General features: G+C 56.5%; 11 protein-coding genes and 1 tRNA gene. 5 read left to right on the top strand and 7 right to left on the bottom strand.

The features are described from left to right. The first annotated feature begins 272 nt into the window (after window positions 1-272). The 4 genes from dnaG (at window position 273) to AUC60_RS14680 (ending at window position 7,587) form a co-directional block, all read left to right on the top strand. Window positions 273-2,234 carry a DNA primase gene (dnaG, locus tag AUC60_RS14695; protein WP_087268635.1) on the top strand — a complete coding sequence of 654 codons (1,962 nt, stop codon included), beginning with the start codon at window positions 273-275 and terminating at the stop codon, window positions 2,232-2,234. A gap of 67 nt (window positions 2,235-2,301) precedes the next feature. Then, window positions 2,302-4,152: an RNA polymerase sigma factor RpoD gene (gene rpoD / locus AUC60_RS14690; RefSeq protein WP_087268632.1), complete on the top strand. Its 1,851-nt coding sequence runs from the start codon at window positions 2,302-2,304 to the stop codon at window positions 4,150-4,152. A 136-nt stretch (window positions 4,153-4,288) separates the two neighbouring features. Further along, window positions 4,289-7,495, top strand: coding sequence for a sensor domain-containing protein (locus tag AUC60_RS14685; RefSeq protein WP_087268630.1), 3,207 nt, complete (start codon window positions 4,289-4,291; stop codon window positions 7,493-7,495). Between the two features lie 15 nt (window positions 7,496-7,510). Then, window positions 7,511-7,587, top strand: a tRNA-Ile gene (locus tag AUC60_RS14680). Window positions 7,588-7,926: 339 nt separating this feature from the next. On the opposite strand, the gene AUC60_RS14675 is transcribed toward AUC60_RS14680, so the two are convergent. The 7 genes from AUC60_RS14675 to AUC60_RS14645 all read right to left on the bottom strand — a co-directional run bounded on the left by AUC60_RS14675 (window position 7,927) and on the right by AUC60_RS14645 (window position 12,980). Next, on the bottom strand, window positions 7,927-9,084 hold the full coding sequence (locus AUC60_RS14675) for a glutathionylspermidine synthase family protein (RefSeq protein ID WP_087268627.1): 1,158 nt from the start codon (window positions 9,082-9,084) through the stop codon (window positions 7,927-7,929). 14 nt (window positions 9,085-9,098) lie between these two features. Then, window positions 9,099-9,812: a DUF1190 domain-containing protein gene (locus tag AUC60_RS14670; RefSeq protein ID WP_087268624.1), complete on the bottom strand. Its 714-nt coding sequence runs from the start codon at window positions 9,810-9,812 to the stop codon at window positions 9,099-9,101. Between the two features lie 26 nt (window positions 9,813-9,838). Next, window positions 9,839-10,264: a DUF350 domain-containing protein gene (locus tag AUC60_RS14665; RefSeq protein WP_087268621.1), complete on the bottom strand. Its 426-nt coding sequence runs from the start codon at window positions 10,262-10,264 to the stop codon at window positions 9,839-9,841. 12 nt (window positions 10,265-10,276) lie between these two features. Beyond that, window positions 10,277-10,945, bottom strand: a complete 669-nt coding sequence (locus AUC60_RS14660) for a DUF2491 family protein (RefSeq protein ID WP_087268617.1) — start codon at window positions 10,943-10,945, stop codon at window positions 10,277-10,279. Between the two features lie 50 nt (window positions 10,946-10,995). Beyond that, window positions 10,996-11,556, bottom strand: a complete 561-nt coding sequence (locus AUC60_RS14655; protein ID WP_087268614.1) for a rhomboid family intramembrane serine protease — start codon at window positions 11,554-11,556, stop codon at window positions 10,996-10,998. 80 nt (window positions 11,557-11,636) lie between these two features. Continuing rightward, window positions 11,637-12,344, bottom strand: a complete 708-nt coding sequence (locus AUC60_RS14650; protein ID WP_087268611.1) for a PspA/IM30 family protein — start codon at window positions 12,342-12,344, stop codon at window positions 11,637-11,639. Window positions 12,345-12,359: 15 nt separating this feature from the next. Beyond that, on the bottom strand, window positions 12,360-12,980 hold the full coding sequence (locus AUC60_RS14645) for a YjfI family protein (RefSeq protein WP_087268609.1): 621 nt from the start codon (window positions 12,978-12,980) through the stop codon (window positions 12,360-12,362). Window positions 12,981-13,148: 168 nt separating this feature from the next. Between AUC60_RS14645 and AUC60_RS14640 the strand changes: the two genes are divergently transcribed. After that, window positions 13,149-14,222 (top strand): FUSC family protein, encoded by a 1,074-nt coding sequence (locus tag AUC60_RS14640; RefSeq protein WP_087268606.1) that lies wholly within the window; start codon window positions 13,149-13,151, stop codon window positions 14,220-14,222. The last annotated feature ends 209 nt before the right edge of the window (window positions 14,223-14,431 follow it).

Below are 14,431 nucleotides of genomic sequence, written 5' to 3'. Positions count from 1 at the left end.
AGTTCAGCCAAGGCTGCGTCGCCCTCGACATGCTGAGCACAGCGAATCCGTAACGGACATTCGACTTGCTACGAACAGCAACACGCTACAAAGCCGTCACTGCCTGGTTTCCCACAGGTAGATTGCTGGCAGCTACCATTCCAGATAATGATGAGCAGCCGCGCTGAGATCAGGTTGTGCATGCCTTATGGCATTACAGAAAGACCTGCTGCAGCCGTTACATCCTGGATTCGCCACGAACCTCATGGCGAAACGCTTGATACGAGAACGATATGGCCGGGCTGATTCCCCAAGGCTTCATTGACGACCTCCTGAACCGCACCGACATCGTCGATGTTGTCAGCTCACGTCTGCAATTGAAGAAAACCGGGAAGAACTTCAGCGCCTGCTGTCCGTTCCACAAAGAAAAGACTCCGTCTTTCAGTGTCAGCCCCGACAAACAGTTTTACTACTGCTTTGGTTGCGGCGCAGGCGGTAACGCCCTCGGCTTCATCATGGACCACGACAACCTGGATTTCGTCCAGGCCGTCGAGGATCTGGCGAAATCAGCAGGCATGGAAGTCCCCCGAGAACAGGGCATCAAAGGGCAAAAGCCCCGCCAGCCAGTGGACTCGCCGCTTTACCCGCTGCTCACCGCCGCCGCCGAGTATTACCGCCTCGCGTTGAAGAACCATCCATCGCGCAGAGCCGCAGTGGAATACCTCAAAGGTCGCGGCCTTTCAGGTGAAATTGCTCGTGACTTCGGTCTTGGCTTCGCCCCGCCCGGCTGGGACAACCTGCACAAGCACCTGAGCAGCGACACACTTCAGCAGAAGGCCATGATCGATGCCGGCCTGCTGATTGAGAATGCCGAAACAGGTAAGCGCTACGATCGGTTCCGCGACCGGGTGATGTTTCCAATCCGCGACAGTCGCGGCCGGGTCATCGCTTTTGGCGGACGAGTACTGGGTGACGACAAGCCCAAGTACCTTAACTCGCCGGAAACACCGGTGTTCCATAAAGGCCAAGAGCTATATGGCCTGTTTGAAGCACGTAAATTCAACCGCAACCTCGATGAAATCATCGTGGTTGAAGGCTACATGGACGTCATTGCTCTCGCCCAGCAAGGCTTGCGCAATGCCGTCGCCACATTGGGTACCGCGACCAGCGAAGAACACCTGAAGCGCCTGTTCCGGGTCGTGCCCAACGTGTTGTTCTGTTTTGACGGCGACCAGGCAGGTCGCAACGCCGCATGGCGCGCACTGGAGGCCACACTTTCCAGCCTGCAGGACGGACGCCGGGCACGATTTCTGTTTCTGCCTGAAGGCGAAGACCCGGACACTCTGGTTCGCGCCGAAGGCACTGACGCTTTCAAGGCTCGCATCCATCAACATGCGCAGCCGCTGGCAGACTATTTTTTTGAACAGCTGACCAAGGAAGCCGACCCGCGCTCCCTCGAAGGCAAGGCCCACATGGCCACCCTCGCAGCACCGCTGATCGACAAAGTACCCGGCGCCAACCTGCGCACGCTGATGCGTCAACGATTGACGCAGATAACCGGCCTGACCAACGAAACAGTCAGCCAACTGGTCCAAAGCGCACCTGCTGAAGCGCCACCCAGTTATGACCCCGGCTTCGATTACGACGCCATGCCTGACTACGCTGATTACCAGCCACAGGGCGGATACGAACAACCCCCTCAGCAGGAATGGACGCCGAAAAAATCCGGCGGCCAGGGCCAGAAAAAGTGGGAAAAGAAGCCGTGGGACAAAAAAGGTAAGCGTGGAGATGACGAACCACGTGCCCCGCGCACGCCGGCGACCGTCGAACCACCAACGTTGACAGCATTACGAACACTTTTGCATCACCCGGAGCTGGCTGAAAAAGTTGAAGATGCCAGCCACTTCGCTGCAGAAGATCACATTTATGCGCAGCTATTGGTCGCTTTGCTCGAAGCTTTGCAAAAAAATCCAAAGCTGCGTTCGCTGCAACTGATTGCCCGCTGGCACGGCACCGAACAGGGCCGCTTGCTACGCGCATTAGCGGAAAAGGAATGGTTGATCTCGGCCGATAACCTTGAACAACAGTTTTTCGACACTATAACTAGGTTATCCGCCCGCCAACGCGAGCGCAGCCTGGAGCAATTAATCAGGAAGGAACGCCAGTCAGGCCTGGACGCAGATGAAAAACTTCTGCTGCTCAAGCTGTTAAATCGGAATGTTCCTGCACAAACCCCGACCTCAACTGGCGCGTGAGGTCATAGCTCGGGTATAATCCTCGGCTTGTTTTTTGCCCGCCAAGACCTTCAGTGGATAGGGTGTTATGTCCGGAAAAGCGCAACAGCAGTCTCGTATCAAAGAGTTGATCACCCTGGGTCGTGAGCAGAAGTATCTGACTTACGCAGAGGTCAACGACCACCTGCCTGAGGATATTTCAGATCCTGAGCAGGTGGAAGACATCATCCGCATGATTAACGACATGGGGATCCCGGTACACGAGAGTGCCCCGGATGCCGACGCCCTGATGCTGGCCGACGCCGATACCGACGAAGCAGCCGCAGAAGAAGCGGCAGCAGCGTTGGCAGCGGTTGAGACCGATATCGGTCGCACCACTGACCCTGTGCGCATGTATATGCGCGAAATGGGTACGGTCGAGCTTCTGACCCGTGAAGGCGAAATTGAAATCGCCAAACGTATCGAAGAAGGCATTCGTGAAGTGATGAGCGCAATTGCGCACTTCCCTGGCACGGTTGACCACATTCTCTCCGAGTACACCCGTGTCACGACGGAAGGCGGTCGCCTGTCTGACGTACTGAGCGGCTACATCGACCCGGATGACGGCATTGCGCCGCCAGCTGAAGTCCCGCCGCCTGTTGACCCGAAAACAGCCAAGGCTGCCGAAGGCGACGATGACGAGGAAGAGAAAGACGAGTCTTCCGACGACGAAGAAGAAGTCGAAAGCGGTCCCGATCCGATCATCGCCCAGCAGCGCTTCGGTGCAGTTTCCGATCAAATGGAAATCACCCGCAAAGCCCTGAAAAAGCATGGCCGCGACAGCAAGCAGGCAATTGCCGAGCTGGTTGCACTGGCCGAGCTGTTCATGCCGATCAAACTGGTTCCTAAACAGTTTGAAGGTTTGGTTGAGCGTGTTCGCAGCGCACTTGAGCGCCTGCGTGCTCAGGAACGCGCAATCATGCAGCTGTGTGTACGTGATGCACGTATGCCGCGCGCTGACTTCCTTCGCCAGTTCCCAGGCAACGAAGTTGACGAAAGCTGGACTGATGCACTGGCCAAAGGCAAAAGCAAATACGCTGAAGCCATTGCCCGCCTGCAGCCTGATATCCAGCGTTGCCAGCAGAAGCTGACCGCGCTGCAGACCGAAACCGGTCTGACGATTGCTGAAATCAAAGACATCAACCGTCGCATGTCGATCGGCGAGGCCAAGGCCCGTCGCGCGAAGAAAGAGATGGTTGAAGCGAACTTGCGTCTGGTTATCTCGATCGCCAAGAAGTACACCAACCGTGGTCTGCAATTCCTCGATCTGATCCAGGAAGGCAACATCGGTTTGATGAAGGCGGTGGACAAGTTCGAATACCGTCGCGGTTACAAGTTCTCGACGTACGCCACATGGTGGATTCGTCAGGCCATCACTCGCTCGATCGCCGACCAGGCACGCACCATCCGTATTCCGGTGCACATGATCGAGACGATCAACAAGCTCAACCGTATTTCCCGGCAGATGCTGCAGGAAATGGGTCGCGAACCGACCCCGGAAGAGCTGGGTGAGCGCATGGAAATGCCTGAGGACAAGATCCGTAAGGTATTGAAGATCGCTAAAGAACCGATCTCCATGGAAACACCGATCGGTGATGACGAAGACTCCCATCTGGGCGACTTCATCGAAGACTCGACTATGCAGTCGCCAATCGATGTCGCTACGGTTGAAAGCCTGAAAGAAGCCACTCGCGAAGTGCTGTCGGGCCTGACCGCCCGTGAAGCTAAAGTTCTACGTATGCGCTTCGGTATTGATATGAATACCGACCATACTCTGGAAGAAGTCGGCAAACAGTTCGACGTAACCCGTGAGCGTATTCGTCAGATCGAAGCCAAGGCACTGCGCAAGCTGCGTCACCCGACAAGAAGCGAGCATTTGCGCTCGTTCCTTGACGAGTAAGCTAGCGACGCTACACACAAAACCCCCGGCCCTGCCGGGGGTTTTGCGTTATGGATCAGAAGTTTTCAACTTCAGGCGACGGTTTTCTCAGTACGGCTACACTCGTCTCATTGCCATCCGCCATCATGAGACTGCCATGTTACAACTGCCGGCCATTTTCCTAGCGTACGTAATAGGTTCTCCGGCGGCCGCCGCATATTCAGAAAACCTCTCCGCACCGGCACAGGGGGAGATTTCAGCTGCGTACCGGGCAAGTTCCGAACCTCGAAACCTATACGCGGCTGCCTCCGGGGCCCCGGCCAATGCAGAACAACCCCAGCCCATTACCCAGGTAACAGACCTTGAATCGGAGTCCGAGCTAAAGCAGCGAAACGGCAACGCCCCCCTAAAGGAAACCTTCCTGCTTTACGGCCTTCCAGGGCTTCTGCTGCTTTTCACCGTGCTGATTATCATGATTCGCGTCAACCGACAACTGAGCTCGGAAATCACCCGAAGGATGGAGCTCGAACAGGAGCTGCGCAGTAGCGAATATCACTATCGAGGAATGGTTGAAAGCCTTTCAGCAATTGCCTGGGAGGCCAACCCGGAAGATTACCGCTACAGCTATGTATCACCTCAGGCCGAAAGCCTGCTTGGCTACCCACTCCAGCAATGGAGGGAGCCAGGGTTCTGGCGCACGATTGTCCATCCTCAGGACCTGCTCAGAACTGAAGCGATCTGCATCCTGGAGGCCAGCAACGGTAAAGATCACAGTGTCGATTACCGGGTCATCAGCGCCGACGGCCGAACACTTTGGGTGCGAGACATCATCAGTTTGAGCAAGCACGGTCGTACGCCGGTTATGCGCGGGCTGATGATCGACATTAGCGAAACGAAACAAACCGAAGAAGCTCTGAAACTATCGGAAGGCAAGTTCGCCTCAGTGTTTGCTCAGTGCCCGGACATTCTGCTGATCGCGAGCCTGGTCGACGGCACCGTCCTGGAAGCCAACACCGCATTCGTCGAGCAAATAGGCTTGCCGGTGGAAGACATCATTGGCAGGACGCCGACCGAACTCGACGTCTGGGGCATTCCAGGCGTGGGCCCCGGAATACTGGAGCGCCTGCAGAAGGGCAGCATTCGTAACCTGGAGATGCCTTTTCGACGCAAAGACGGCCGTACGTTCTCCGGACTGGTTTCCGCCGAACCGTTTGACCTGAACTCCATTCCAGCTGTTGTCGTCGTGGTTCGGGATATCACCCAACTCAAAAAGGCTCAGCAAGAACTCCAGCTGTCTGAGGAGAAGTTCGCCAAATCATTCCACTCATCACCGGACGGCCTGTTGATTACCCGACAACGAGACGGCGTGATGGTCGAGGTCAACGAGGGATTCAGTCGCATGACGGGTTACGACAGTGCGACCTCGCTGGATCAATCCACCCTCACTCTTGGAATCTGGGCGAACCCAACGGAGCGCGAAAAGCTGCTGGAACAACTGAACCGCGACGGTTTCGTGCGTGATTTCCGCAGCCATATCAGACGTAAGGATGGCCAGATTCGACTGTGTGAAGTCTCGTCACGGCCACTGCTTATAGCAGGCGAAGACTGCATGCTGACCATCGCCCGGGACATCACCGAGCGTCATCAGATGCAGGAAAAATTGCAACTCGCAGCCACTGTATTTGAAAGCACCGCCGAAGGTGTTCTGATTACCGATACCCGCCAGCGCATCAACGCCGTAAACCGGGCATTCAGTGAAATTACCGGCTACAGCGAGCAAGAATCCTTGGGACAGACTCCGCGGCTGCTCGCCTCAGGCCTGCATGACAGCGCGTTCTACGCAGCCATGTGGTATCAGTTGACCGCCGAAGGGCATTGGCAGGGGGAGATCAGTAATCGAAGAAAAAACGGGGAGATTTACCCAAGCTGGCTGACGATCAGCGCTGTAAGAAACAAGGAACAGTTCATCACCCACTTCGTTGCGGTCTTCGCCGACATATCCAGCCTCAAACATGCGCAGGCGCGCCTGGACTATCAGGCCCATCACGACCCGCTCACAGGTCTTCCCAACCGAACGCTGTTCGAAAGCCGCCTGCAAGCAGCCCTGCTGCACAGCGTGGAATCCAACAGCCTTGGTGCTGTACTGTTTCTCGATCTGGACCGCTTCAAACACATCAACGACAGCCTCGGCCACCCAGTGGGCGACCTGCTGCTCAAAGGCATCGCACAACGCCTGAAAGAAACCCTGCGCGATATCGACACCGTCGCACGCCTGGGCGGGGACGAATTCATCATCCTGCTGCCTGGCCTGCTTCATCCTGGCGATGCGGAAGCCATCGCCACCAAACTACTGGCCTGTTTCACAGCCCCCTTTCAAGCGGATGAACACGAGTTTTTCATGAGCGCCAGCATTGGCAGCTGTCTGTTCCCCACCGATGGTCACGATGTGGCCACCGTCGTGAAAAACGCCGATGCCGCCATGTACCGCTCCAAAGCCAAGGGTCGCAACCGGGTCGAAAGCTATACGCAAGACCTGACGTCCCAGGCCAGCGCCCGAATCGCCCTTGAACACGAACTGCGCAGAGCTATCGAGCGTAATGAATTCAGCCTCTGCTATCAGCCGAAAATCAGTCTGGTCAGCCAGCGACTGGTCGGTGCAGAAGCCTTGCTGCGCTGGACGCATCCGACGCTAGGTGAAGTACCGCCCGAGCACTTCATACCGCTGGCTGAAGAGAACGGCATGATCCTGCAGATCGGCGACTGGGTGCTCGAACATGCCTGCCAGCAAATGCACGACTGGAACCAGCTCTACAAATCCTTTGGCGCGCTGTCGGTGAACCTGGCTGGCGCTCAGTTACGTCAGCCGAACCTACTGAGCCGCATTCAACAACTGCTCTCAGACCACCACCTGGCTCCGGATTGCCTGCAACTGGAGATCACCGAAAACTTCATCATGAGCCAGGCCGAGGAAGCCCTCGCTGTCCTGCACAAACTCAAAGCTCTGGGTGTCCAACTGGCCATCGACGACTTCGGCACGGGCTACTCATCCCTGAGCTATCTGAAACGCTTGCCGCTGGACATCCTGAAAATCGACCAGTCATTCGTGCGCAGCCTGCCCGAAGACCCACACGACGTCGCTATCGTGCGCGCCATCATCGCCCTGGGCCGCAGCATGCAACTGACCGTCATCGCCGAAGGCGTGGAGAACAATGAACAACAGCAATTCCTCGCGAACGAAGGTTGCGAACAGATCCAGGGCTACATCGTCAGCCTCCCTCTCCCACCCGATGAATTCAGCGCGAAATTTCTTCGTACGACTCTTTCGGACTTTTCGGATAGCACAGCATCGAAACCGCCGTTATAATCCGCGACCTACTGAGGGCCTATAGCTCAGTTGGTTAGAGCAGGGGACTCATAATCCCTTGGTCCACGGTTCGAGTCCGTGTGGGCCCACCAAATTAAAAAGCCGCGCTAATGCGCGGCTTTTTTGGTTTTGGGTAGAAGGCTTTCATGCCACCGAACGCTTGAAAGGTCCTTAATAGGGACTTATCGGTCCCTTTTTAGGACCGATCGATTTTATATGCCACCTCTACCCTTAAGGTACTACCACGCCGCGCAGCAACGGGCGGCAAAGCCTATGTTCCACTGCAACACTATCTGCGCCGGAACGGACGCCATCGCGAGCAAGCTCACTCCTACAGGAGGTCGGTAGTTCCCGTAAAGATCTGTCGCCTGTTATGCCGCATTCGCGAATGAATTCGCACACAGGTATACCGCGTTTGCAGTTTCGCCCTCTCAATCCACCACAACATGCGGCAAAAACCGGCTGCTGTCCTTGGTGATCAAGCTGTCGTCTTCACGAATACCAATACCTGAAGCCAGGTCGCCCACGACCCATGAACCGATGAGCGTGTAGCTGTCGCCGAAGCGTGGCAGCGGGGCGAACTGTTGCAGGATGTAGGGCGCGTCGTTGTAGGGACCGTCTTCGAAAATAACTTCGTCACCCGGGGTGCGGATTTCGATGTTGGCGCCTTCACGGGAGAAGTAGGGTTTGCGGACCCAGCCTTTCGGGACAGGCGCTCGTGGGTCTTTGTCGACGAAGGTCGGCAGCAGGTTCGGATGCCCTTCGTTGAATTTCCAGAGCAGCGGCAGGATGCCTTTGTTGGAGATGATGGACTTCCACGCAGGTTCGATGAATTGCGTGTCGCATTGCGGGACTGCCTGGCCATGGGGTTCGTGGAACACGTGCTCCCAGGCATGCAGTTTGAAAATACGCTCGATCCAGCGGCCCTCAAGATCGACGAAGCGGCCCTGTGAATTCAGACCAATGTCTTCGATATCGATGTGCCGGGTTTCGATGCCGACATGCTCGGCCATCTTGCGCAGGAATTCAGTGGTGCCTCGGTCCTCGGCTGAACCTGACATCGAGGAGAAGTAGAATGGCCCGCCCTCTCTGATAGCCGCGAAGGCTCGAACCAGATCCTCTGCCAACGAGTTGAACTGCGAAGCGTGTGCAGGCAATACGCCTCGGGCGATCTGCTCTTCCAGCCAGATGAGCTGAAATGCGCCAGCCTCATAGGCAGAGGTTGGCGTATCCATATTGCCTTCCAGGAGTTTCGCCGGATTTACACCGTCGTAACTGAAGTCGAAGCGCCCGTACAAATGCGGGTGCCCCTCCTTCCAGGACGTCCGGACCAGATCGAAGAACGCTGGCGGGATTGCCAGTTCGGTCAGTAGCTCCTCGCTCTCTACCACCCGCTCAACGGCATCCATACACATGGCATGAAGCTCCTGAGTCGGTGCTTCAATGTCGCGGGTTATCTGAGCTTCGCTGAACTGATAGTAGGCGCGCTCATCCCAGTAGCGCTCACCGTCGATGGTGTGGAAATCGAAGCCCTCACGCTCGGCGGTTTCGCGCCAGTCAGGCCGCTCTTCGACACTGATTTTCTTCATGGCTGGCGCTCCCGTTAGCCGCCGAAGCCGCTGCTTTTGCCGCCCCAACCGCTGCGAGCAGTTGCCTGACTGCCAAACCCGCCACGAGAAACCGACGACGAGACTGACGAGTTACGGCCCAGCGTGCTCTTGGTGTAGGCACCAGTTGAGCTGGTGCGCGCCTGAGTGGAATTGCCGAACGTCTTGCCGCGCTCGATCTGACGGGACAGCGTCGAGGACTGATAGCCGCCGCGCCCATCACGCTCCTGATAAACCGGTTGAGAATTGTAGCGACCACCACCGCCAAGGTTGCTGACCATATTGCTGACCAACATGCCCATCAGGAATCCATTGACGCCTGAGCTGGCGAAACCAGAGCCCCCCGACTGACCGGCCTGAGCGTTGGCCGCATCGACCTGCTCTTTGGGTAACTGACCGGAAAGCTCCAGCTGGAAGCCGCCGAGTTTTGGCGTGAACTTGCCATCAGAGTTCTGCTGGCAGTAATCAGGGACAAAGTCTGCCTCACATGCGGCCGCACTGTCGTACGTTGGCGCAATGCGCCGGTGATCCGCCAAGGCCGTCATGTAGGCATCCGAGCAGACGTCGACAGGAACCTTCTGATCCACGCAGGCTTGTACTGTCGGAAATGTCTGTTGCGCCGTGACGTCGACGGTGTCGGACTTGCCGCACGCACTGAGTGCAAGCGGCAACGTGCTGGCCAGGACCAGCTTCAAAGAACTACGTCTCATCGAATACTCCTTTCGATCACAGGCAATCAGGTCGACGGCGTCATGCAGGCCGAATTGAGGAAGCCGACACTGATCGAAACGCTGGCCGCGTAAATGGCAGCGGCCAGTTCGCCACGGGTGATGCGAGCCGAGAGGTCCTTAAGAACAAAATTGGTCGCGGTGAACGCCAGCAATTGCACAACAGCTGCAATGACCGCCCAGATCACCACGTCCAGCACGCTGATGCTGTAAGTGATCACGTTGCTGGCAGGCAGAGCGAAGCCGATCAACGCACCGCCCAGTGCAACAGCGGCAGCGACATTGCCTTCGCGAATCTGCACGAACTCTTTGTGCGGAGTCAGGCGGGTGTAGGCCATCTGGAACAGACAGAACAAACCACCCGCCACAATGATGTAGATAACGAAGCTCAGCACCGACTGAAAGCTGAGGGACAAACTAAGCGCATCAAGCATTTTTACTTCCTTTTAGATGACGGTGAAGTCAGTGGACTGCAGCGTGACGCCAACCGAAGTAGTGAGAGAAACGATGCCCTCTTCATCCTCCTCAACCGACAACAGCAAAAACTCACGACGATCAATCAAGCCCGTGTCGCGGGCGTACAGCATACTCAAATGCTCGATCCGGTAGCTGCCTTCGGGGTTGGCAACCTCTTCGGTCATGGGGGTCAATTCAGTTTGACCTTCTTCCGTGCCCCACTGCCGCTCGTACTCCCAGCCGTCGTGCTCGTACAACGGCAAACCGATTTTGGATTCGGGGCCTACCAGACGCTTCAATTCCGACTCGCTGTTGATGGTCACAACGCTGCTGTAGCCGAACAGGATAACGTCCTGCACATCTTCGGCGGCTGGGCCATTCATCATGACCTGCATCCAGTAGTCTTCATCTTCGAAGTAGAAGCGCACCAGCCGAATGGATTGCCCAAGGTCCACGTGACCCACAGACCAGACCACCTCTTCATTGGGTACAACCAGTTCCGAATGCCCATCAAGCAGCAACTTGAGCGAGTCATCAAGATCCAGCATGCGTCCGCTTGCCAGGCCAAACGGCGTGAGCAACGCTGCACTATTTAACGGCGCGACCGCTGCGGGTGGCTTTGGCGGCGCCAATCCCAAGGCTCGTTTGATCCAACTCATAATGCGTTTCCTTTCATTGGCGCCGAAGCGATGCTCAGCGCGAAAATTGCTCACACCGACGGATTTTCAACCAGCCCTTTTGCGTGCATCAGCCAGGCCACGACAATACCGGCAAGCGCGCCCGCAATGTGTGATTCAACCGAGACGCCCGGCACCGGTATGAAGCCCACGATCAATCCGCTGTAGCCGACCAATGTAACCAATGCGACGGCGAAGCTGATCAGACTGCGCTGAAACCAGGCGCGCGCCAAGAGATAAGCCCACAACCCAAAGATCAATCCACTGGCCCCGACATGAATCGTCGACCGCCCCACTGCCCAGACCAACAGCCCACCCAGTAGCGTTACCAGCAACACTACACGGACATAACGCTGCAAACCTTCGGTCGCCACCAGCCAGCTCAGCACGATAAAGGGCAGCAGGTTACTCAGCAGATGACGAACAGAACCGTGCAGAAACGGGGAAAAAATAACGCCTTGCAGCCCCGACCAGGTTCTGGGGACCAGACCATGATTCAGCAGGCTGTTTGCGGTCAGCGAGTTAATCACCTGAACTGCAATCATCAAAGCAGCGAGGCCAAGAATAACGCGTAGTCCGCTTCCGACTTTCATGTAGGCACCGTTCGAACCAGTAAAAGCAACCAAACAAAAAAAGGGACAAACGGATTTCCGCTTGCCCCTTTTTTCAGACCTTACTGACCCGCGTTGCCGCCTTGGCTCTGCGCTTTTAGACGAGCCAGAACGTCAGCAGCACCACCGGTTTTCGCACCGATACCGGCATCCTGCAAACGACGCTCCAGATCACCACCGTTCGCCGCGTTGTCCAGTTCCTCTGCGGCTTCGAGCTTGGCGTCCTGTTCATCCTGACGCTGCTTGATGCGCGCCAGCGAACCCACGGCAGTTTCCAGACGGCCATTGGCACCGCCTGTGGCCGCGGCGGCGTTGATCTGCGCTTTCTGTACGCTGTCACGCGCCTTGGCCATGTCGGCTTGCTGACGCAGGCCTTTGATCTGGCTTTCGGCCTTGGTGACCTGAGCGGTCAACTTAGTGACCTGAATGCCGAACTGGTCAGCGGCGGCTTTTTCCTGATCACGCAGTGCGGTCAGTTCGGAAACCTTTTCCGCACACTCCAGAGCCAGACCTTCTTCGCCCTTGTTCATGGCGGCGATGGCTTTCTGTTCCCAGTTGGCGATGTTCTTGTCGTGTTCATCCACACGCTGTACGGACAGCTTGTGCTTGGCTTTTATCTGAATCAGCTGGTTACGGGCGGCGAGCATCGAAGCGTCGGCGTCACGGATTTCCTGATCCAGAATTCGTAGGGCTTGAGCGTCGACGATTGCCTCACCGACCTCGGAGGCGCCGCCACGCATAGCGGTAACCATTTTCTTCCAAAGGCTCATTGATTTGTCTCCCGATTACTGTGAGTCAACTGTTAAAAAATCTTCGTAGGCATCAGCGGCGCGGATCACGTTGTCTGCCAGGGTAAACACTTCCTGGACAATGACGGTCAGTGAAGAAGCCGCGCTCAGTGCGCCAAACATGCTGTAGACGGTCTCGCCGTTGGGCATGGTTTCGATACCGATGGACGACAGCGGGAAGATGTCCCGGCTGCGCAATACGGTGTCGTTGAATGCCGCGACGTCTTTTACCTGGGAGGCGTAAACCAGTACGCAATCCACAAGAATCTGGTCGCCCGCAATTGCAATGATGATCGGCAGGCCGCCGAAGTTATTCATCGTCACGCTCAAGCTTGGCTCGGCCCCCTGGACCAGCGTCAACTCGACTTCATTACTCTTTACCACGTCCAGCTCAACGAGCGCCGAGTGCAGCGTGTCGATGGTCCAGTTGGTATTTTCGCTCATGAATTCCTCCAGTTTGATGCGGTTACCCAAATAGGGCTGGCGTAACACTTTTTCGACGTTTCTCAAGACTTCAGCGTTTTCAGGAAGCACATACAGCTCTCTTTTGACGTACCCGGCCGCCGTCAGCCGTGCACGCATTTCACGCATGTAGTCGGTTGAAGTTTTTCGAGCCATCCAAGCGCCTTCCAGAACATCACATGTGATAGGCCAGCAAGCTACGCCGATAAAATCTCACATGCAACACCTCACATGTGATGAAACATTTCATCGCGACTGTGGCTTAGTGACGTCATCCCGCGTCTCTTCCGGGATCGATTCCCAAACCGCGCGGTCTTTAAACGCATGACCAATACCCGCTCTCTCCGTTTGCCTTTCTGGTTGCGTCGCGTTTTGCGGCCCTTGCTGGATCCTTACCGCCGCTATCGCCATGCTCGCCTGATCCATGCGGCGCGGATTGCGGTCGGGTTGCTGGTGACGATTCTATTGACCACGGGGCTGAATCTGCCTCACGGCGAGTGGGCATCGGTCACCATGCTGATCGTGATTGGCGGTCTGCAGCATCACGGCAATATCCGCAAAAAGTCCGTCGAGCGTGCCTACGGAACATTGATTGGTGCGGGGCTTGGGTTGCTGGTCGTTGTGCAGCAGGGTTATCTGGAGATGCCGTTGCTGACGTACGCGATGATGTCGGTGATGTGCGGATTCTTTGCGTATCACGCGATCGGCAAGGGCGGGTATACCGCGTTGCTTTCGGCCATTACGCTATTCATCGTTGCAGGCCATGGTTACAACCCGATCAGCGACGGGTTGTGGCGTACGGTCGACATTCTTATCGGTATCGCGCTGGCGTTGGCGTTCTCCTTCGCCCTACCGCTTTATGCAGTGTTCTCCTGGCGCTACAACCTGGCCAGCGGTTTGCGTGACTGCGCCAAAGTGTATGGCCGCATTATCCATGGCCAACCCGTAGCGGCTGACGAGCATCTGAAGCTAATGGCGCGCCTGAACGCCACCATGTTACAGCTGCGCTCGCTGCTGCCTTCAGTGTCCAAGGAAGTGCGAATATCCATGGTCGAGCTTGATGCGATTCAAGGGCACTTCCGCATGTGCCTGAGCACGTTGGAAATCCTCGCCAACATTCGCCCGGAAGATCTGGATCAAGCGGCCGGCCCGGAATGGCGTGCACGCCTGGATACGGAGTTCCGGCAAACCCGCCGTCAGTTGATCGGTATGGCTCGTGCGTTGCAAACAGGTGCGACGGAGCGCCTGCAGCGTACATCCGAAACGAACCTGCCAGACCTGGGTTACCCGATCCCCGTGCAACTCACCGGGTATCACCTGCTGATGCTGCAGCTGGCGAGCAATATCGACGGCTTGCAACAGCGACTGGCGAAAACTTCAAGACGCTGGAAAATCTGATCAGTCCAGGCAAACGGTAGCGCCCTGCGCGCATTCATACCGGCAGATGACAGACCACCGAAACTGCGATAGCTTGCCTAAAGACACGGTGACATCAGCCGATGACCAAAAAGGAAGTTCAAACTTCCGCACTCCAAGGGGCAATCAATAGCCCCTTTTTCTGTACCTTTTTTTGCACATTGTTTATGTGAAGGCTGCCGCCTCCTATA

The sequence above is a fragment of the Pseudomonas caspiana genome (assembly GCF_002158995.1).
Lineage (GTDB): Bacteria > Pseudomonadota > Gammaproteobacteria > Pseudomonadales > Pseudomonadaceae > Aquipseudomonas > Aquipseudomonas caspiana.
This window is presented reverse-complemented; position numbering and strand designations above follow the sequence as displayed.